16 protein-coding genes are annotated in these 18,189 nt (G+C 76.4%); 12 read left to right on the top strand and 4 right to left on the bottom strand.

Going from position 1 to position 18,189, the window contains the following annotated elements:
* Positions 1–37: 37 nt before the first annotated feature.
* Both K1J57_RS27830 and K1J57_RS27825 read left to right on the top strand, forming a co-directional pair.
* Complete coding sequence (locus K1J57_RS27830) at positions 38–1,384, top strand: TRAP transporter large permease subunit (protein ID WP_220561675.1); 1,347 nt, start codon at positions 38–40, stop codon at positions 1,382–1,384.
* On the top strand, positions 1,381–1,644 hold the full coding sequence (locus K1J57_RS27825; protein ID WP_220561674.1) for a hypothetical protein: 264 nt from the start codon (positions 1,381–1,383) through the stop codon (positions 1,642–1,644). The genes K1J57_RS27830 and K1J57_RS27825 overlap by 4 nt, the downstream gene beginning before the upstream one ends.
* Before the next feature lie 208 nt (positions 1,645–1,852).
* On the opposite strand, the gene K1J57_RS27820 is transcribed toward K1J57_RS27825, so the two are convergent.
* Positions 1,853–2,734, bottom strand: a complete 882-nt coding sequence (locus tag K1J57_RS27820) for a helix-turn-helix transcriptional regulator (protein WP_220561673.1) — start codon at positions 2,732–2,734, stop codon at positions 1,853–1,855.
* Positions 2,735–2,861: 127 nt separating this feature from the next.
* Positions 2,862–3,911, bottom strand: coding sequence for an NAD(P)-dependent alcohol dehydrogenase (locus K1J57_RS27815; protein ID WP_220561672.1), 1,050 nt, complete (start codon positions 3,909–3,911; stop codon positions 2,862–2,864).
* 379 nt (positions 3,912–4,290) lie between these two features.
* Here K1J57_RS27815 and K1J57_RS27810 point away from each other — a divergent pair, with 379 nt between their 5' ends.
* The 3 genes from K1J57_RS27810 (at position 4,291) to K1J57_RS27800 (ending at position 7,953) form a co-directional block, all read left to right on the top strand.
* Positions 4,291–5,313 (top strand): zinc-dependent alcohol dehydrogenase family protein, encoded by a 1,023-nt coding sequence (locus tag K1J57_RS27810; RefSeq protein ID WP_220561671.1) that lies wholly within the window; start codon positions 4,291–4,293, stop codon positions 5,311–5,313.
* Positions 5,314–5,412: 99 nt separating this feature from the next.
* Positions 5,413–5,784 (top strand): metalloregulator ArsR/SmtB family transcription factor, encoded by a 372-nt coding sequence (locus K1J57_RS27805; protein WP_220561670.1) that lies wholly within the window; start codon positions 5,413–5,415, stop codon positions 5,782–5,784.
* 3 nt (positions 5,785–5,787) lie between these two features.
* On the top strand, positions 5,788–7,953 hold the full coding sequence (locus K1J57_RS27800) for a cation-translocating P-type ATPase (protein WP_220561669.1): 2,166 nt from the start codon (positions 5,788–5,790) through the stop codon (positions 7,951–7,953).
* Here K1J57_RS27800 and K1J57_RS27795 read toward each other — a convergent pair.
* Positions 7,852–9,333, bottom strand: a complete 1,482-nt coding sequence (locus tag K1J57_RS27795) for an MFS transporter (protein ID WP_220561668.1) — start codon at positions 9,331–9,333, stop codon at positions 7,852–7,854. The genes K1J57_RS27800 and K1J57_RS27795 overlap by 102 nt on opposite strands.
* Positions 9,334–9,445: 112 nt before the next feature.
* On the opposite strand from K1J57_RS27795, the gene K1J57_RS27790 reads away from it, so the two are divergent.
* The 7 genes from K1J57_RS27790 (at position 9,446) to K1J57_RS27760 (ending at position 17,822) form a co-directional block, all read left to right on the top strand.
* Positions 9,446–10,048 carry a TetR/AcrR family transcriptional regulator gene (locus K1J57_RS27790; RefSeq protein WP_220561667.1) on the top strand — a complete coding sequence of 201 codons (603 nt, stop codon included), beginning with the start codon at positions 9,446–9,448 and terminating at the stop codon, positions 10,046–10,048.
* 131 nt (positions 10,049–10,179) lie between these two features.
* Complete coding sequence (locus K1J57_RS27785; RefSeq protein WP_255646641.1) at positions 10,180–11,097, top strand: AraC family transcriptional regulator; 918 nt, start codon at positions 10,180–10,182, stop codon at positions 11,095–11,097.
* A 209-nt stretch (positions 11,098–11,306) separates the two neighbouring features.
* Positions 11,307–12,134, top strand: coding sequence for an ABC transporter ATP-binding protein (locus K1J57_RS27780; RefSeq protein ID WP_220561666.1), 828 nt, complete (start codon positions 11,307–11,309; stop codon positions 12,132–12,134).
* Between the two features lie 38 nt (positions 12,135–12,172).
* Positions 12,173–13,234, top strand: a complete 1,062-nt coding sequence (locus K1J57_RS27775; RefSeq protein WP_220561665.1) for an iron-siderophore ABC transporter substrate-binding protein — start codon at positions 12,173–12,175, stop codon at positions 13,232–13,234.
* Positions 13,231–15,363: an iron ABC transporter permease gene (locus K1J57_RS27770; RefSeq protein WP_220561664.1), complete on the top strand. Its 2,133-nt coding sequence runs from the start codon at positions 13,231–13,233 to the stop codon at positions 15,361–15,363. Before K1J57_RS27775 ends, K1J57_RS27770 begins: the two co-directional genes overlap by 4 nt.
* 28 nt (positions 15,364–15,391) lie before the next feature.
* Positions 15,392–16,525 (top strand): peptidase C39 family protein, encoded by a 1,134-nt coding sequence (locus tag K1J57_RS27765; RefSeq protein ID WP_220561663.1) that lies wholly within the window; start codon positions 15,392–15,394, stop codon positions 16,523–16,525.
* 73 nt (positions 16,526–16,598) lie between these two features.
* Positions 16,599–17,822, top strand: a complete 1,224-nt coding sequence (locus K1J57_RS27760; protein ID WP_220561662.1) for a MalY/PatB family protein — start codon at positions 16,599–16,601, stop codon at positions 17,820–17,822.
* Positions 17,823–17,872: 50 nt separating this feature from the next.
* On the opposite strand, the gene K1J57_RS27755 is transcribed toward K1J57_RS27760, so the two are convergent.
* Positions 17,873–18,127, bottom strand: a complete 255-nt coding sequence (locus K1J57_RS27755; protein ID WP_220561661.1) for a glutaredoxin domain-containing protein — start codon at positions 18,125–18,127, stop codon at positions 17,873–17,875.
* Between the last annotated feature and the right edge of the window lie 62 nt (positions 18,128–18,189).

Here is an 18,189-nt window from a genome sequence, read left to right as displayed (position 1 = left end):
GCGGGCACCGGCACACCCCCGCACCGAAGGTCTCCCCATGCCCATCGCCCTGCTAGCCCTCGCGGCGTTCATCGCCGTGATCATCGTGTGGAACGTCGTGTTCAAGCGGAACATGGGCGAGGCCATGCTGCTCGGACTCGTGGCCACCTCCCTGTTCGCCGGGGCGCAGGCCCCCGCCTACCTCCTGGGCGGACTGGCCGACGCGCTCACCCACGACGTGCTCTACGCGGCCCTGGCCTTCGTGTTCATGGCCTACCTCATCGACGCCACGGGGCTGATCCAGAGGATCCTGGCCATCCTCAACTCCGTGTTCGGCCGCATCCGCGGCGGCCCCGGCTACATCGACACGGTCGCCTCGGCCGTCTTCGGGTCCCTGTCAGGGTCCAACTCGGCCAACACCGCCTCCAGCGGCTCCTTCACCGGACCCTGGATGGTGCGCACCGGGTGGACCCCCACCCGGGCCGCGACCGTCCTGGCCGGGAACGGCGGCATGGGCGCCGCCCTGCCGCCCAGCGCGTCCATGGTCATCATGATCGGCTTCGCCGGGGGCATGGTCACCACCGGCCAGGTGTACCTGGGCCTGCTCGTGGCGGGGCTCTACCAGATCCTGCTGCGCATCGGCCTGGTGGCGTACTTCGTGCGCCGCGACCGCGTCCCCCGGGTCGACGAGCACGACCTGGTCCCGCTGCGCACCTCGCTGCGGCAGGGGGCCGGGGCGCTCTCGATCTTCCTGGGCGCGCTCATCCCCATCGGCGTCACCGTGGGCCCGCTGGGCGAGTACCTCACCGAGTCGACCCCGCTGGGCGACGCGATGGGCGAGATCTCCCTGCTGACCTGGATCCCCATCCTCATCATCGGCTTCTCGCTCCTCGCCGGACGGGACCGCCTCCCGCGGACGGTGCGCGGCTGGTCCCGCCTGCTCGACGGGGCCATGCCCAAGTTCGCGACCATCGGCGCGCTGCTGTTCTTCGCGATCGCCGCGAGCGAGATCCTCGGGCGGCTCGGCCTGGCCGAGGACGTCAACACCATGCTGGAGTCCCTGCCGGTCGGCTCCACCCTGATGGTGATCGTGGTCGGGCTGGTGATCGCGCTGGTGGCGGGCCCGCTCTCCTCCACCGCCACCCTGACCGCCGTCGGCCAGATCTCCTTCCTGGCCCTGGTCGGGGTGGGCGTCGACCCGCTGCTCGCGATCATCGCCATCCTGGTCTTCGCCTCCACCGAGGGGGCCTCCCCGCCCGCCTCGGGGTCGATCTTCGTGGCCGCGGGGCTGACCGGGGCGCGGCCGGAGAGCACCTTCCTGCCGCTCATCGTCTACTACATGATCCCGATCTTCCTGATCGGCTGTCTGATCGGTTGGGGCGTCCTTCCGGTCCTGGGGGGATGACCGTGACCGATCTCAAGTCCCGCGCCCACACCGTGGTCCGCGTGCTGTTCAAGGTCGGGCTGCTGTGCTGCTTCGCGCTGGGCACGCTCCTGGTCCTGGGCCAGGCGGCCGGCGTCGTCGCGCAGCGCCCCGAGTGGGTGACCGGCACGTCCGAGCTGCTGTTCGTGCCGACCGTCGGAGCGGCGGCCGCCTTCGGCGTCCTGGGCTTCATCGGCAACTACCTCCGGCCCGCGGGGGAGGCGGAGGCAGAGGAGGACTGAGCAGGACCGGCGACGGCGGGGCGGGGGCGCTGCGGCCCCCGCCCCGCCGCGGCCGTGCCGCTCCGAACCGCCGCCGCGCTCCGGCCCGCCCGCCGGAAGGCGCAGGGCCCTCGACGGACCGCCTGCGGCCCCGGCCCTCCCCTGAGGACACCTCGCCGGGCCTTCAGACCCCCGGCGGCGGTACCGGAGGGCATCCGAGAACCGGGTCCTAGGCGTCCGGGGCGGTGCCGTGGTGCTCCCGGTCCGCCTCCTCCCGGGTGGCGGTGAGGGTGCCCAGCAGGGCGACGGCGTCCGCCGAGGGGGTGCCGGGCTCGGCGGTGTAGCCGACGATCCACAGGCGTTCCTCCCCGGCGGGCTCGAACACGTCGAAGTCGACCTCGATGAGGCCGACGTCGGGGTGGCGGAACGACTTCCTGCCGGTGCGGTGGCGGTGGACGTCGTGGTCGGCCCAGTCCCGGGCGAAGACGGCGCTGCGCGCCGACAGCTCCCCGACCAGCGCGGTGAGCTCCCCGTCCATGGGATTGCGTCCGGCCTCCAGGCGCAGCATCGCGGCGGTGGTGCGCCGGGCCAGGGGCCAGTCGACGTAGTAGTCCCGGGCGCGGGGGTCCAGGAAGACGAACCTCGCCATGTTGGGCGGCCGCCGGTCCGTGTCGAAGTGCGGTGAGTACAGGGCGCGGCCCAGCCGGTTGGCGGCCACCAGGTCCTGGCGGGCGTTGTGCACGATCGCGGGGGCGCCCATCGAGTCCAGCATCCGCTGGACCGAGGGCCGCACCCCGTGCGGCAGCGGCGGGACCGCGCGGGCGCGGGGGGCGGACGCGGCGCGGGCGAGGTCGAACAGGTGGGCGCGCTCGACGTCGTCGAGCCGCAGGGCCCGGGCGATCGCGTCCAGGACGCCGTCGGAGGCGCCCCCGATGTTGCCGCGCTCCAGACGGGTGTAGTAGTCGATGCTGACCCCGGCGAGCATCGCCACCTCCTCGCGGCGCAGCCCGGGCACCCGGCGGTCGTCCCCGTAGACGGGGATCCCGGCCTGCTCCGGCGTCACCCGCGCGCGCCTGCCGACCAGGAAGTCGCGGACGGTCTTCTTATCCATGCCTCCACGCTAGGCAGGGGGCCGCCCCGGTGGGAGACCCTGTCGGGGACCCCCACCGGGGCGGCCCCGCGGCGGCGCGCCCCGGACCCGGGGCACGGGGCCCGGAGCGCGCCGCCGCCCGGGCGGGTCAGCCCCGGCGCAGGGTGGAGATGTCGATGACGAACCGGTAGCGCACGTCCGAGGCCAGAACCCGCTCCCAGGCCTCGTTGACCCGGTCCGCGGAGATGACCTCGACCTCCGGCGCGATGCCGTGCTCGGCGCAGAAGTCCAGCATCTCCTGGGTCTGGGCGATGCCGCCGATCTTGGAGCCGGCGAAGGAGCGCCGGTTCTCGAACAGGGTGAACAGGGTCACCGGAACCGGCTCGGGCGGCGCCCCCACGCTCACGATCGTGCCGTCCAGCGCCAGCAGGTTCAGGTGGGCGTCCAGGTCGATGGGAGCGCTGACCGTGTTGACGATGAGGTCGAAGGTGTTCGCCAGCTCCTCGAAGGTGGCCGGGTCACCGGTGGCGCGGTAGTGGTCGGCGCCGAACCGCAGCCCGTCCTCGCGCTTCTTCAGGCTCTGGGACAGCACGGTCACCTCCGCCCCCATGGCGTGGGCGAGCTTGACGGCCATGTGGCCCAGGCCGCCCAGGCCGACGACGGCGACCCTCGTGCCGGGCCCGGCGTTCCAGGTGCGCAGCGGCGAGTAGGTGGTGATCCCCGCGCACAGCAGCGGCGCGGCCTTCTCGAACGGGATGGCGTCGGGGATGCTCAGGACGAAGTGCTCGTCGACCACGATGCTCTCGGAGTACCCGCCCTGGGTCACCGAGCCGTCCCGGTCGACGCCGTTGTAGGTGTCGGTGAACCCGCGCAGGCAGTACTGCTCGACCCCGGCCAGGCAGTTGGCGCACTCCCGGCAGGAGTCGACCATGCAGCCGACGCCGACCCGGTCGCCGACCCTGTGGTGGGTGACCTCGGACCCGACCCGGGCGACCACGCCGGCGATCTCGTGCCCGACGGTCAGCGGGTAGGGGACCTCCCCCCAGTCGCCGCGGACGGTGTGGATGTCGGAATGGCAGATGCCCGCGTAGGCGATGTCGATGAGGACGTCCCTGGGGCCGACCTCGCGGCGCTCGACCGTGCCCGGTGTCAGCGGCGCGGTCGCCGAGGTGGCCGTGTAGGCGCGAACGGAGGACATGGATCTCCTCGGTGGTCTCTTCCGGTGGACGGTGGCCCCGGCTCCGCGGGGGGCGGGCGTGCCGGGGGAGCGGACGCACGGACGCGGAGCCGCTCACCGGACCAGTCGACCACCGGGGAGGCGTCCCCGGGAGGCCCTGTCAGGGCCCGTCGGGGGCGCCGCCGGGTGCGGGCGCCCCGGGCGGCGCCGGCCCGGAGGGGGCCCTGCCGGTACCCCCATCGACAGGGGCTCCCTTCCTGGGCGCGGACGTGGTGGCCTGGAGGGGTACACCGCCGCGCCCGCGCCCTCCCCGCTGTGGGCGGCCCCGGGAGTGACTCCCGCGCCGCGGGTAGGCGTGGTGTCGTGGACGGGTAGCCGAGAGAACGAGGATGGGAAGACCATGCGCGCTGTCGTCATGCACGCACCCGGCGACGTCCGGGTCGAGGACGTCGAGAAGCCGGTGATCGTGGAGCCGACCGACGCGGTCATCCGCGTGACCGCCGCCTGTATCTGCGGCTCGGACCTGTGGCCCTACCGCGGTGTCGAGAAGCAGGACGGGCCCGCACGGATGGGCCACGAGTACATCGGGGTCGTCGAGCAGGTCGGCGCCCGGGTGGAGGAGATCGCGGTGGGCGACTTCGTCGTGGGGTCGTTCGTGGCCTCCGACAACACCTGCGAGATCTGCCGGGCCGGGTTCCAGTCCCGCTGCGTCCACCAGGTGATGATGGGCGCGATCGGCACCCAGGCCGAGTACGCGCGCATCCCGCTCGCCGACGGCACCCTGGTCAAGGTCCCCGGGGAGCCCACCGAGGCGCAGGCGCGCAGCCTGCTGGCCGCCTCCGACGTGCTCGGCACCGGCTGGTTCGCCGCCGTCGCCGCCCAGGCCGGTCCCGGGAAGACCGTCGCGGTGGTCGGCGACGGCGCGGTGGGGCTGCTGGGGGTTCTGGCGGCCAGGAGGCTGGGCGCCGAGCGGGTCATCGCGATGTCGCGCCACGCGGACCGGCAGGCGCTGGCCCGGCGGTTCGGCGCGACCGACGTCGTCGAGGAGCGGGGCGAGGCGGGCGTCACCCGGGTCAAGGAGCTGACCGGCGGCTACGGCGCCCACTCCACGATCGAGGCGGTGGGGACCCAGGAGTCCATGATGCAGGCGATCCACTCCACGCGCCCGGGCGGGCACGTCGGGTACGTGGGCGTCGCCCACGGGGTCGAGCTGGACGGCATGGACCTGTTCTTCTCCACCGTGAGCCTGCTGGGCGGGCCGGCGCCGGTGCGCCGGTTCCTGCCCGAGCTGGTCGATCTGATCATGACCGACCGGATCGACCCGGGAGCGGTGTTCGACCTCACCCTGCCCATCGAGGAGGCCGCCGAGGGCTACCGGGCGATGGACGAGCGCCGCGCCACCAAGGTGCTCCTCACCCTCTGATCCGGGGGTCCGTCCGTTCCCCCGGGCCGCGCCGGGGGCGGGCCGCCGGCCCCGCCCCCGGCGTCGACTCAACATATCAACGAGTGTTAGTTTGTTGGTATGTCTTCCGACTCCTGTGACCTCCTCTGCCTCGACCTGCCCCAGGCCGAGGCGGTCCGCGCCGTCGTCCCCGCCGACGAGGACGTCCGGGCCGCCGCCGAGCGGGCGCACGCCCTGGCCGACCCCACCCGGCTGCGCATCGCCCGCGCCCTGGCGGCCGGCGGGGAGCTGTGCGTGTGCGACCTGGCGTGGGTCTGCTCCGCCGCGCAGAACCTCGTCTCCCACCACGTCCGCCGGCTGCGCGCCGCCGGGCTGGCGGCCTCCCGGCGCGACGGCAAGCTCGTCATGTACCGCCTCACCGACACCGGACACGCCCTGCTGTCCCTGCTGCTGCCCGAGGCCGGCCCCGTGCCCGCGGCGGGAGAGGGCTGAGCCGTGTCCGACCTGTGCTGCGGTGACGACGGCGCTCCCGAGCCGCCCCGTGTCCGCCCGCTGCCGGACCCGACCGCCGCTCCCGCGTCCCGTGCGCCGGCCGAGGTCGCCTGCCCCTGCTGCGCGGACGGCGGCGTCCGCGATCGTCACCTCCCGGGCACCGCCGCCGACGGCCGCGGTGCGGACGGTGGCCGCGGCCGTGCCCCCGCCGGGGCGGCCGCCGACGGCGACGGGTGCGGCGACCCGACCTGTGGCGCGCCCGCGTCCGGGCCGGGGGAGGCCCCGGGCGCGTGGTGGCACTCGGCCGCCGTGCGCTGGGCCGCGGCCGCAGGGGTGTTCTGGCTGTCCGGGCTGCTCACCGAGTGGTTGATCGGCCTTCCCGCGGTCGCGACCGCGCTGTTCGCCGCCGCGATCGCCGCGGGCGGGTGGACGTTCGTGCCCGGCACCCTGCGGGCGCTGGCCCGGGGAAGGCTCGGCGTGGGCACGCTGATGACGGTGGCCATGGCCGGCGCCGTCCTGCTCGGGGAGGTGGGCGAGGCCGCCATGCTCGCCTTCCTGTTCTCCCTGGCCGAGGCGCTGGAGGACCACGCCGTGGCGCACACCCGCCGCGGTCTGCGCGCCCTGCTCGACCTGGTCCCGGCGAAGGCGACCGTGCTGCGCGGCGGCTGCGAGGCCACCGTCGCCCCCGCCGAACTACGGGAGGGCGACCTGCTGCTGGTCCGCCCCGGCGAGCGCGTCGCCACCGACGGCGTGGTCCGCTCGGGCCGCTCCACCGTGGACACCTCGACCGTCACCGGCGAGTCCGTACCGGTGGAGGCGGTCGAGGGCACCGGGGTGTTCGCGGGCACCGTCAACGGCGGCGGCGCCCTGGAGGTCGAGGTCACCGCCCGGGTGGCCGACAACTCCCTGTCCCGGATCGTGCACATCGTCGAGCGCGAGCAGGCCCGCAAGGGCGCCGCCCAGCGCCTGGCCGCCGGGATCGCCCGGCCCCTGGTCCCCGGCGTCCTCGTCGCCGCGGCCCTGATCGCCGCCGTCGGCTCGGTGTTCGGCGACCCGGGGGTCTGGATCGAGCGCGCCCTGGTGGTGCTCGTGGCCGCCTCCCCGTGCGCGTTCGCCATCTCCGTCCCCGTCACCGTGGTCGCCGCCGTCGGCGCGGCGAGCCGGTCGGGCGTGCTGGTCAAGGGCGGGGCCGCCCTGGAGGCGTTCGGGACCGTGCGGGTCGTCGCCCTGGACAAGACCGGGACCCTCACCCGCAACCGGCCCGCCGTGGTGGCCGTCGAGCCCGCACCCGGGCACACCCGCGAGGAGGTCCTCGCCGCGGCCGCCGCCCTGGAGGCGCGCAGCGAGCACCCCCTGGCCGCCGCGATCCTGGCCGCCCGCCCCGCCCCGGAGCCGGCCCGGGACGTGGCGGCGGTGCCCGGCAGCGGCCTGGCCGGAACCTCCGCCGACGGCACGCCCCTGCGGCTGGGCCGCCCCGGCTACATCGACCCCGGCCCCCTGGCCCCGGCCGTGGTCCGCCTCCAGGAGCAGGGCGCCACCACCGTCCTGGTCGAGGCCGCCGGCTCGGTGGTCGGGGCGGTCGCGATCCGCGACGAGCCGCGCCCCGAGGCGGTCGAGGCGGTGGCCGCCCTGCACCGCATGGGCGTGCGCACCGTCATGCTCACCGGAGACAACGAGCGCACCGCCCGCGCCCTGGCCGCGCAGGTCGGCGTCACCGAGGTCCACGCCGACCTGCGCCCCGAGGACAAGGCGGCCCTGGTCGCCGGCCTGCGCCGCCACGGGCCGGTGGCGATGGTCGGCGACGGCGTCAACGACGCCCCCGCCCTGGCCACCGCCGACACCGGGGTGGCCATGGGCGCCATGGGCACCGACGTCGCGATCGAGACCGCCGACGTGGCGCTCATGGGCGAGGACCTGCGCGCCCTGCCCCGGGCCCTGGCCCACGCCCGCCGCTCCCGGCGCGTCATGCTCCAGAGCCTGGTGCTGTCGGGCGGGATCCTGCTCGCCCTCGTCCCGCTTTCGGCGTTCGGCGTCCTGGGGCTGGCGGCCGTCATCCTCACCCACGAGCTAGCCGAGGTCCTGGTCATCGCCAACGGCGTCCGCGCCGGGCGCCGCCCCGCCGCGGACGGCCCCCGGGCCCGTCGGCCCGGGGCCGGGGCGGGCGGGTAGGAGGAGGGCCAGGAGCGCGGTCGCGGCCTGCACCGCCGCGAGGGCCCAGAAGACGGCGGTGTACCCGGCGGCCGGGCCGCCCGCCGCGGACCCGGCGGAGGCCAGGGGGACCAGGAGCGCGAGCCCCACCGCGCCGCCGGCCTGTTTGGCGGTGTTCATCAGCCCCGAGACGGCCCCGGCGTCCTCGGCGCGCGCCCCGGAGGTGACGACGGCGGTCAGCGGCGTGGCGAACAGCCCCGCGCCCAGCGCGATCGCCACCGCCGGGCCCGCGACCGCCGTGAGGTAGGCGCCCGAGGACAGGGCCGCCGCCTGCCAGGCGAAGCCCGCCGCGGCGGTGAGAGCCCCGGCGGCCACCAGGGTGCGGGCCCGGAAGCGCTCCATGAGCCGGGGCGCCACCCGCCAGCCGACGAGCATGGTGACCAGGGTGTGGGGGAGGAACCCCAGTCCGGTGGCCAGTGCCCCGAACCCCAGGACGTCGTGCATGGCGAAGGCGAGGAAGTACCACATCGGGATCTGGAGACAGGCCCCCGACAGCAGCATCAGGAGGTTGCCCAGGCCGGTCGCGCGCTCGCGCAGCAGCCGCGGCGGCAGCAGCGGGGCGGCCGCCGTGCGGGTCTCGACCACGGCCAGGACGGCCAGCGCGAGGACCCCCGCGGCCAGGCAGGCGACCGCGCCCGGGTCCGCCCGCCCGTGGTCGGCGGCGCGGGTGAGGCCGTAGGTGAGCGCGGTGAGTCCGACGGCGGCCGCCAGGGCTCCGGGCACGTCCAGGCCGCCGCGCACCGCCGCGCGGCGGTGCCCGCCGGTCAGCACGCGCAGGGCCGTGCCCACGGCGAGCAGCCCCAGGGGGACGTTGACCAGCAGGACGGCCCGCCAGGACAGCGCCTCGGTGAGCAGCCCGCCGACGAGGTTGCCCGAGGCCCCGCCGGCCAGACCGACCGCCGTCCAGACGGCCAGGGCCCGGACCCGGGCGGGTCCCTCGGGGAAGGCGGAGGTCAGCACGGTCAGCGTGGCCGGGGCCAGCACGGCGGCGCCCAGCCCCTGCGCGGCGCGGGCGGCGACCAGCACCCACGGTGCGGTGGCCAGCCCGCCGACCAGACTGGCCGCGGTGAACAGCGCGAGCCCGGCGGTGAACGCCTGCGACCGCCCGTACAGGTCGGCCAGGCGGCCGCCCGGGAGTAGGAACCCGGCGAAGGCCAGCGCGTAGGCCCCCGCCACCCACTGCACCCCGCCCGGTGCGAAGTCCAGCGCCGCCCGGATCGGCGGGAGCGCGACGTTGACCACCGACACGTCGAGCACCACCATGAACTGCGCCGTGCAGACCAGGGCGAGCACGCCCCGGTGCGCCGCGCCGGGCCCGGCGCCGGCCGCGCGTTCTCCCATGACGCCCCTCCCCATCAGAACGATGTGACCGCATCGGTTTGCCTGAGACCGTAGCCGGGCTACGATGGCCCGGTCAAACCGATGTGTCCACATTGGAAAAAGGGGGGCGGGGATGGAGCGACGGGCCCGCGGCCGGGGGGCCGCGTACGAACGGCGCCGGAACGAGATCGCGGACGCGGTGCTGGAGGTGGTGGCCGCCGAGGGGCTGTCGGCGGTGTCGCAGAGCACGGTCGCCGCCCGCGCCGGGGTCTCGCCCGGCCGGGTCCAGCACTACTTCCCGGCCCGCCACGAGCTGATCGAGGCCGCCTTCGACCGGGCCAACGCCCTGAGCAGCACCCGCATCGCCGCCCGGGCCGGCGCGGACTCCCCGCCCCGCGAGGCGCTGACCGCGGTCCTCACCGAGCTGATCCCCTACGACGCGCCCACGCGCACCCACATGCGCATCCGCCAGTCCTTCACCGCGCTGGCCCTGTCGGAGGAGTCCATCGCCGACCGCATGCGCGGCGAGTACGAGCGCTTCCACGGGCGGCTCGCCGACCTGCTGCGCCGGGACCGGGAGGCCGGCGCGCTCCCGGCCGCGGTGGAGCCGGACCGGGAGGCGGTCGCCCTGGCCGCCCTTGCCGAGGGCCTGGCCTACTACGTCCTCATCGGCCGCGAGGACGCCGGCGCGGCCCGCGACCGGGTGCTCTCCGCGATCGCCGCCCTCTACGCCTGAACCGCCCCGGCCGGCGGCCCCCGCGGGGGGCGGATACCGTGGTGGTGCCGCCGCCGCGCCGTCCGCCCAGGTGGGGCGGGCCGGGACACCGGCCGGCGGCCGTTTCCGAGAGCCGATGGGGTGAGCCGCCCGTGAGTGGGACACAGACCGGGCCGGCAGGCCGCCGCGCGTCCTCGGCCGACGCGGCGCGGCCGCACGAGGGCGCGGGCCGGGGCGCCTGGCGGCGCGAGTCCAACACCTCGGTGCGGCGGGCCGCCCCGCTCCCGCGGGGCGCCGCGACGCCCTTCGTGATCATCGCCGAGTCGCACGTGCTGGGCGCCCCCGCGGAGTGGGAGCCGCACGTGCACCCCGCGCACGAGCTGGTGTGGGTGAGCCGCGGTGCCCTGACCTCGCGGGTCGGGGACAGCGTCTTCACCGTCTCGGAGGGGTGCGGGCTGTGGGTGCCCGCGGGGGAGGTGCACTCGGGCAGGCTCACGGCCGGGGCCGGGTTCCACACCGCCTTCTTCGCTCCCGAGCGCACCCGGGTCGCCTTCGGAGGGCCGACGGCCATCGCCATGACCCCGGTGCTGGAGGCGCTGCTGATGCGCCTGGCCCGCACGGACCTCGACGTCGGGGAGCGGGAGCGGACGGAGGCGGTCGTCTTCGACGTGCTCGAACCCGCCGAACGGCAGCTCGCCCTGCGGCTGCCCGGCGACGCCAGGGTCGGCGCGGTGGTGGAGGCGCTGTTGGAGGACCCCGCCGACGACCGCTCCCTGGACGAGTGGGCGCGGGACCTGGGGGTCAGCGCCCGCACGGTCAGCCGGGCGTTCCGCGCCGCCACCGGGCTGTCGTTCGCGCAGTGGCGACGGTCACTGCGCATCCACCGGGCGCTGACGCTGCTCAGCGAGGGGTGCGAGGTCCAGGACGCCGCGGAACTCCTCGGTTACGCCCAGACCAGTACCTTCATCGAGGCCTTCCGGCGGGTCATGGGCACCACGCCGGGGGCGTACGCGGGCGCCGCGCACCCGGCTCCTGTCCGGAATCCCGTATCGGGTGTCCAGAAGTCCTGATTGCAGCCACAAAGCGGACAAATCTATCCTGAGTGAGTGAAGGCTAACCTAATCTCCACTCCGGGCGGCCGCGCTCCCGCGTGCTCCCGAACCCGCCGTGACCTGCCCGGACGTGCAGTCGGAGCCGCCGCGCCGCACACGGCCGACCGGACGCCGCGCCGCGCCGCCCGGTTCCCGGCACCCGGGCGCACCGCCGTGCGCACGGCGCCGTGACGGGCGCGCACGCCCTGCGCGGAGACGGCCTGGTCCTGAGCCACGGCGGGACCGAGGTCGTCCACGGGGCCGCCCTCGCCCTGGAGGCCGGACGCGTCACCGCCCTGGTCGGGCCGAACGGCAGCGGCAAGTCCACCCTCCTGCGCTCCCTGGCCCGGCTGCACCGCGTCGACGCCGGGCAGGTCACGCTCGGCCCCGGCGCGACCCCGGCCTCCGCGTTCAGCGCCCGCCGGTTCGCCCGCGAGGTCACCCTCTTCTCCCAGTCCCGGCCCGTGCCCGAGGGCCTGACCGTGCGCGAGGTCGTGGCGTTCGGGCGCCACCCGTACCGGCGCGGCCTCGCCGGCCCGAGCGCCCGGGACCGGGAGGCGGTCGAGCGCGCCATGGCCGCCACCGGGGTCGGCGACATGGCGGACCGGGCCGCCGGGGAGCTCTCCGGCGGGGAGATGCAGCGCGTCTGGCTCGCCACCTGCCTGGCCCAGGACACCGGCGTCGTCCTGCTGGACGAGCCCACCAACCACCTCGACCTGCGCTACCAGGTCGAGACCCTCGACCTGATCCGCGACCTCGCCCAGGACCACGGCGCCGCGGTCGGGGTCGTGCTGCACGACCTCGACCACGCCGCGCGCGTCGCGGACACCCTGGTGCTGCTGGACGCCGGGCGCGTCCGCGCCGCGGGCGACCCCGCCGAGGTCCTCACCGAGGAGAACCTCGGGGAGGTCTACGGCATCCCGGTCGAGGTCACCCGGGACCCCCGGACCGGGCGGCTCCGCATGGACCCCGTCGGCCGGCACCCCGACCGCACCCGGTCGGCCCCCCGCACCTGAAGAACACACGAACAGACACAGAGCAGAGAGAACACCCCATGACCCGGCTCCGCCCCCTCGCGACCGCGGCCACCGCCGCCCTCGCCCTCGTCCTCGCCGCGACAGGATGCGGCACCACCGACGTCGACGAGCCCGAGACCGGCGCCGTCGCCGCGCCCCCGTCGGACGACTGCGCCCAGGACACCACGGCCACCTCCACCGGACCGGTGTCGCTGACCGACGGCGTCGGCCGCACGGTGGAGCTCGACCGCCCCGCCGAGCGCATCGCCGTGCTCGAATGGCAGCAGGTCGAGGACGCGCTCACCCTGTGCGTCACCCCCGTGGCGGTCTCCGACACCGAGGGCTACAGCACCTGGGTGAGCGCCGAGGAACTGCCCGAGGGCGTGACCGACATCGGCAGCCGCGAGGAGCCCGACCTCGACACCCTCTACGCGGCCGACCCCGACCTCATCGTGGTGGAGGCCTTCAGCGCCGACGACGAGATCATCGCCCGGCTGGAGGAGCGCGGCGTGCCCGTCCTCGTCACGCTGGGCGCCGACCCCGCCGACCCCATCGAGAACATGCGGAACGTGTTCCGGATGATCGGCGAGGCGACCGGGCGCACCGAGCGCGCCGACCAGGTGATCGGCGAGTTCGACGCCCACCTGGCGCAGGCCGAGGAGGAGGTCGCCGCCGTCGACCTGCCCACCACCGACTTCCTGTACTTCGACGGCTGGCTCCAGGGCGGCAACCTCACCATCCGGCCCTACGGCGAGGGCGCGCTGTTCACCGCGCTCGGCGAGGAGCTGGGGCTGACCCCGGTCTGGACGGACGAGATCAACGAGGCGTACGGCGACGGCGGCGTGAACCCCTCCTACGGCCTGGCCCAGACCGACGTCGAGGGCCTCACCGCCGTCGGGGAGGCCAACCTCTTCTACGCCAACGACGAGGGCGTCGGCGGCTACGTCGAGGAGCTGGAGAAGAACCCCATCTGGACCTCCCTCCCGGCCGTCGAGGAGGGCCGGGCCTACTCCTTCCCGCCCCGGATCTGGGGCGCGGGCGGCCCCCGCTCCACCGCACAGGCGGTCGACGCCTTCGCCGACGCCCTCACCCGGGGATGAGCGCGAACCCGGAGACGGCCCGCCGCCCGGCGGGCGGGCCGGCCCCGACCCCGCCCCGGCCCCTGCCGCCGCGCACCGGACCGCGCGGCGCCGCCGCCGGGGCGGGGGTCCTCGCGGGCCTGGCCGCCGCGATCCTCGCGGTGGGCCTGTGGCACCTCACCCAGGGCACCTCGGGCGTGGGGTGGTGGGACCTGCTGCGCTTCACCGCCGGGGCTCGCGAGGAGGTCGACGGCGTCCCGGTCGGGGACGTGCTGGTGGGCTCCCGGCTGCCCCGCCTGTTCGCGGGCGTGGCCGTGGGCTTCGCCCTCGGCGCCGCCGGGGCCCTCCTGCAGTCGGTCACCCGCAACACGCTGGCCTCGCCCGACACCCTCGCGGTCACCGCCGGCTCCTACTTCTCCCTCACCCTCGTCGCCGCGTTCGGCCTCGCCGTCCCGCTGTGGGCCTCGGGCCTGGCCGCGTTCACCGGCGGGCTGCTGGCCGCCGCGTTCGTGCTGGGGCTCGCCGGCCGCGGCGCGGGCACGGCCACGACCCGGCTCGTCCTGGCCGGGTCGGTGGCGGCGATGGCCCTGGACGCGGCGACCGCGATGCTGCTGATCCTGTTCAAGGAGAACACCACGGGCCTGTACGCCTGGGGCAGCGGCTCCCTCGTCCAGCTCGACATCGCCGCCTCCCTGCGGGCGATGCCGCTCATCGCCGCCGTGCTCGCCGCGGCCCTGCTGCTCTGCCGCCGGCTGGACGTGCTGGGCCTGGGCGACGACACCGCGGCCTCCCTGGGCGTGCCCGTCCGCTCCACCCGGATCGCGGCGGTGCTCTGCGCGGTGCTCCTCACCGCGGCCTCGGTCACCCTGGCCGGGCCGATCGCGTTCATCGGCCTGGGCGCGCCCGTGCTGGCCCGCCTGCTCGCCGGCCGGGTCCGGGCGCTGCGCGGGCACCTCGTCATGGTGACGGCCTCCGGCCTGCTCGGCGCGCTGCTGGTCCTGCTCGCGGACGCCGGGCTGCGCGCCCTGCTCGGCGCGGAGGGGGCCGCCTCGATCCCCACCGGCGTGCCGACGGCCGTGCTGGGCGGTGTCCTGATCGTGGTGCTGGCCCTGCGCCTGCGCGACGCGGGCCCGGTCCGCCGCCCGCCCGGCGCGCGCACCGCGGCGCGGTCGCGCCGGCGCTTCCTCGGCGTCCTGGCCGCGGCCGCGGTGCTGCTCGCCGGCGCCGCGCTCGCCGGGGTGCTCGCGGGCGGGCTGTGGCTGCGCACCGGGGACATCGCGCTCTGGCTCCAGGGGACCGCCCCGGAGCTGATCGGCCGGGCCCTGGACGAACGGGTCCCCCGGGTGGCCGCCGCGGTCCTGGCCGGCGCGGCGCTCGCCCTCTCCGGGGCCGTCGTCCAGGGCACCGTGCGCAACCCGCTCGCGGAGCCGGGGCTGCTGGGCATCACCGCGGGCGCCGGGCTGGGCGCGGTGGCCGTGGTGACCGCGGCCCCGGGCGCGGGGCTCCCGCCGCTGCCCGTCATGGCCGTGCTCACCGGACTGGCCACCTTCGCCCTGATCACGGCGGCGGCCTCGCGGGGCGGGCTGCGCCCCGACCGGTTCGTCCTGGTCGGCATCGGGACCGGGTACGCGCTCACCTCCGTCACGACGTTCCTGCTCCTGCGCGCCGACCCCTGGCAGACGCCGCGCATCTTCACCTGGCTGTCCGGGACGACCTACGGGCGCACCTTCCCGGACGTCGTGCCGGTCGCGGTGGTGCTCGTCCTGGCGGTACCGCTGGTGCTCGGCCTGGCCCGGCACCTGGACCTGCTCGCCGTCGACGAGGACACCCCCCGCATCCTCGGGATGCGCGTGGAACGGACGCGGCCGGGGCTGCTCGCCGTCGCGGCGGTGCTGGCCGCCGTCGGCGTGGTCGCGGTCGGGGTGGTCGGCTTCGTCGGGCTCATCGCCCCCCACCTGGCCCGCTCCCTGGTCGGCGCCGCGCACCGGCGGTCCGTCCCGGTCGCGATGCTGCTGGGCGCCCTGCTGGTGAGCGTGGCCGACACCCTGGGCCGCACCCTGATCGCACCCTCCCAGATCCCGGCCGGGCTCATGATCGCCCTGGTCGGCGCCCCCTACCTCGCCTGGCTGCTGCACCGCTCCCGCGCGTGACCGCCGCCCGAACCACCAGGAGTACCCCATGCCCGCCGGCACCGCCGACGCGTCCGCCCGCAGCACCGCCGTCCCGTTCGACCCGGCCGCCCCGCCCGCGCCCCTGGAGCGGATCGCGCCCGCCCCGGTGCTGGAGCGCTGGGGGGCCGTCGACCGCTCGTCCCACGCGCCCCGCATCGTGGCCGCCCCCGGGGCCCGGGAGGGGGAGTGGGCCGGTGCCGCGCTGGTGACGGCGCGCCCCGGGACCGCCTACGGCAAGATCGTCGACGCGGTCGGCGACGTGCCCGCGGCGGTGGAGGCCGTCCTCGCCCACGCGCGGGACCGCGGCCTCGTCCAGGTCAAGTGGGAGGGGTGGACGGTCGACGCCGGGCAGGCCCGGGCCCTGGGCTTCGCGCCGATGCGCGCGCCGCTCGGGTCCGCGCGGGACGGGGGGCACCCCGGCACCGGCCACGTGCGCTGGCTCGGCGCGGCGACGGCGGAGCCCTCCTACTACCGGCAGACCACGGACTTCACCTGCGGGGCGGTCGTCGCCCTGGTCGCTCAGGAGCAGGCCGGGGCGGTGCGGCCCGGGGCCCTGGACCGCCCGGCGGAGCTGGCCCTGTGGCGCGGCGCGACCAACTTCCCCGCCTGCGAGCCCGTCGGCCTGGGCGTCGCCGTGCGCCGCGCGTGGCCGTCCTCGCCCGTCACGGTCGGCCTCGACACGGAGCTGCCCGTGCTCCTGGACTCCTACCCCGACGGGGAACGGGAGTGGCGCGCCGTCCTCCAGGCCGAGTCGCGGGCGGACGCGGCCCGGGCCGGGGTCCCGGTCGAGCCCCGCCGGCCCGCCCCGGCCGACCTCCGGGACGCGCTCGCCCGGGGGGAGCACGTCCTGCTGCTGGTCTCGCTCGCGCGGATGCAGGGGTTCGACGTGCCGCACTGGCTGCTCTGCCACGGCGCGGTGCCGGGGGCCCTGGTCGTCGAGGACCCCTGGACCAACGCCGCCACCGGCGACACCTGGGTCGACGCGCACCTGCTGCCCGTGCCCGACGCCTCGCTCGACGCGATGTGGGGGGTCGAGGGGGACCGCCGCCGCGGCGCCGTGTACATCGGGCGCCCCGCCGCGGCGGGGGAACCGGGGGAACGGTGGGGGCGGGGGTTGCCCGAGCCCGCCGGGAACGGATAGAAGGGGAGACCGAGAGGGCCGCCGGTGCGGGCCGCACCGCGCCGGGCGGACGAACCGACCCCGGGGAGCGAGCATGGAACACACGGCCGCGGACGTGCCCAACCCCTTGGAGCAGCCGACCGTCGAGGACCTGCGCCGGCGCACGAGCATGAAGTGGCGCACCTACCCGGAGGACGTGCTGCCCCTGTGGGTGGCCGAGATGGACGTGCCCCTGGCCGAGCCGGTCGCCCGGGCGCTGCACCGCGCGGTGGAGCTCGGCGACACCGGCTACCCCGTCGGCGGACGCGCCTACGCCGAGGCGCTGGCGGGGTTCGCGCAGCGCCGCTGGGGCTGGAAGGGCCCGGACGTGGAGCACACCGCCCTCGTCCCCGACGTCATGCTCGGCATCGTCGAGGTCCTGCGCCTGGTCACCGGGCCGGGCGACACGGTGGTCGTCAACCCGCCCGTGTACCCGCCGTTCCACGCCTTCGTCACCCACGCCGACCGGCGCGTGGCCGCGGCGCCGCTCGGCGCGGACGGCCGCCTCGACCTCGACGCGCTGGGGGAGGCCTACGCCGCCGCCCGCGCCCGCGGCGGCCGCCCCGCCCACCTGCTGTGCAACCCCCACAACCCGACCGGCGCGGTGCACACCGCGGACGAGCTCGCGGCCGTGGCCGCCCTCGCCCGGGAGTACGGCGTCCGGGTGGTCGCCGACGAGATCCACGCCCCGCTGGTGCTCGACGGCGCGCGGTTCACCCCCTACCTCAGCGTCGACGGCGCGGAGGACGCCTTCGCCGTCACCTCGGCCTCCAAGGCCTGGAACCTCGCCGGGCTCAAGGCGGGCCTCGTGCTCGCCGGACCCGGTGCGGCGGACGACCTGGCCCGCATGCCCGAGGAGGTCGGCCACGGGCCCAGCCACCTCGGCGCGCTGGCGCACACCGCCGCCCTGAACGAGGGCGGCGCGTGGCTCGACGCCCTGCTGGCGGGTCTGGCCGCCAACCGCGAACTGCTGGGGAGGCTGCTCGCCGAGCACCTGCCCGGTGTCGGGTACACCCCGCCGGAGGGCACCTACCTGGCCTGGCTGGACTGCCGGGGGCTGGGGTTCGACGACCCCCGCGACACGGACGGCCCCGGGGTCGTCACCGACCTGGCGGGCCCGGCGCGCGTCTTCCTGGACCGGGCGCGGGTGGCGCTCAGCTCCGGCCACACCTTCGGCTCCGGCGGCGCGGGCCGGGTGCGCCTGAACTTCGCCACGTCCGCGGCGGTCCTCACGGAGGCGGTGCGGCGCATGGGGGAGGCGGTGCGGGCCGCCGGCTGAGACGGCCCCGGGCCGGGGCGGCGCCGCGCGGGTGCGGCGCCGCGTCCGGCTCAGATCACCGACAGCTCGCGGAGCTTCGCCTCGACCTGCGCGTTGTCCGGTTCGACGTGGTGGGTCCCGTCGGGGTAGACGACCACCGGGATGTTCGTCCTCCCCGAGATCTCCCGCGCCCGCTCGGTCGCGGCCGGGTCGTGCTCGACGTCGATGTACTCGAAGGGCACCGCCAGGTCGGTGAGCTGCTTCTTCGTGCGCCGGCAGTCCCGGCACCAGTCGGCCCCGTAGACGCGGATCGCCGCCTCGTTCATCCGTCCTCCCTCTGGGTGGTCACCGCCCCAGTGTCCCCTATGCGGACACACGGCCACGAACG

This window comes from Nocardiopsis sp. MT53 (assembly GCF_019598965.1).
In the GTDB taxonomy this organism is placed as follows: domain Bacteria; phylum Actinomycetota; class Actinomycetes; order Streptosporangiales; family Streptosporangiaceae; genus Nocardiopsis; species Nocardiopsis changdeensis.
The sequence above is the reverse complement of the archived record's forward strand: the minus strand, read 5'-3'. Positions and strand labels throughout refer to the sequence as shown.

What these genes read in the sequence shown, in the direction of transcription:
- K1J57_RS27765 (WP_220561663.1), top strand. Translation starts at nt 15,392, where the DNA reads ATGCCCGCCGGCACCGCCGACGCGTCCGCCCGCAGCACCGCCGTCCCG.
- K1J57_RS27805 (WP_220561670.1), top strand. Translation starts at nt 5,413, where the DNA reads ATGTCTTCCGACTCCTGTGACCTCCTCTGCCTCGACCTGCCCCAGGCC.
- K1J57_RS27825 (WP_220561674.1), top strand. Translation starts at nt 1,381, where the DNA reads ATGACCGTGACCGATCTCAAGTCCCGCGCCCACACCGTGGTCCGCGTG.
- K1J57_RS27830 (WP_220561675.1), top strand. Translation starts at nt 38, where the DNA reads ATGCCCATCGCCCTGCTAGCCCTCGCGGCGTTCATCGCCGTGATCATC.
- K1J57_RS27820 (WP_220561673.1), bottom strand. Translation starts at nt 2,734, where the DNA reads ATGGATAAGAAGACCGTCCGCGACTTCCTGGTCGGCAGGCGCGCGCGG.
- K1J57_RS27755 (WP_220561661.1), bottom strand. Translation starts at nt 18,127, where the DNA reads ATGAACGAGGCGGCGATCCGCGTCTACGGGGCCGACTGGTGCCGGGAC.
- K1J57_RS27790 (WP_220561667.1), top strand. Translation starts at nt 9,446, where the DNA reads ATGGAGCGACGGGCCCGCGGCCGGGGGGCCGCGTACGAACGGCGCCGG.
- K1J57_RS27775 (WP_220561665.1), top strand. Translation starts at nt 12,173, where the DNA reads ATGACCCGGCTCCGCCCCCTCGCGACCGCGGCCACCGCCGCCCTCGCC.
- K1J57_RS27795 (WP_220561668.1), bottom strand. Translation starts at nt 9,333, where the DNA reads ATGGGAGAACGCGCGGCCGGCGCCGGGCCCGGCGCGGCGCACCGGGGC.
- K1J57_RS27810 (WP_220561671.1), top strand. Translation starts at nt 4,291, where the DNA reads ATGCGCGCTGTCGTCATGCACGCACCCGGCGACGTCCGGGTCGAGGAC.
- K1J57_RS27815 (WP_220561672.1), bottom strand. Translation starts at nt 3,911, where the DNA reads ATGTCCTCCGTTCGCGCCTACACGGCCACCTCGGCGACCGCGCCGCTG.
- K1J57_RS27770 (WP_220561664.1), top strand. Translation starts at nt 13,231, where the DNA reads ATGAGCGCGAACCCGGAGACGGCCCGCCGCCCGGCGGGCGGGCCGGCC.
- K1J57_RS27760 (WP_220561662.1), top strand. Translation starts at nt 16,599, where the DNA reads ATGGAACACACGGCCGCGGACGTGCCCAACCCCTTGGAGCAGCCGACC.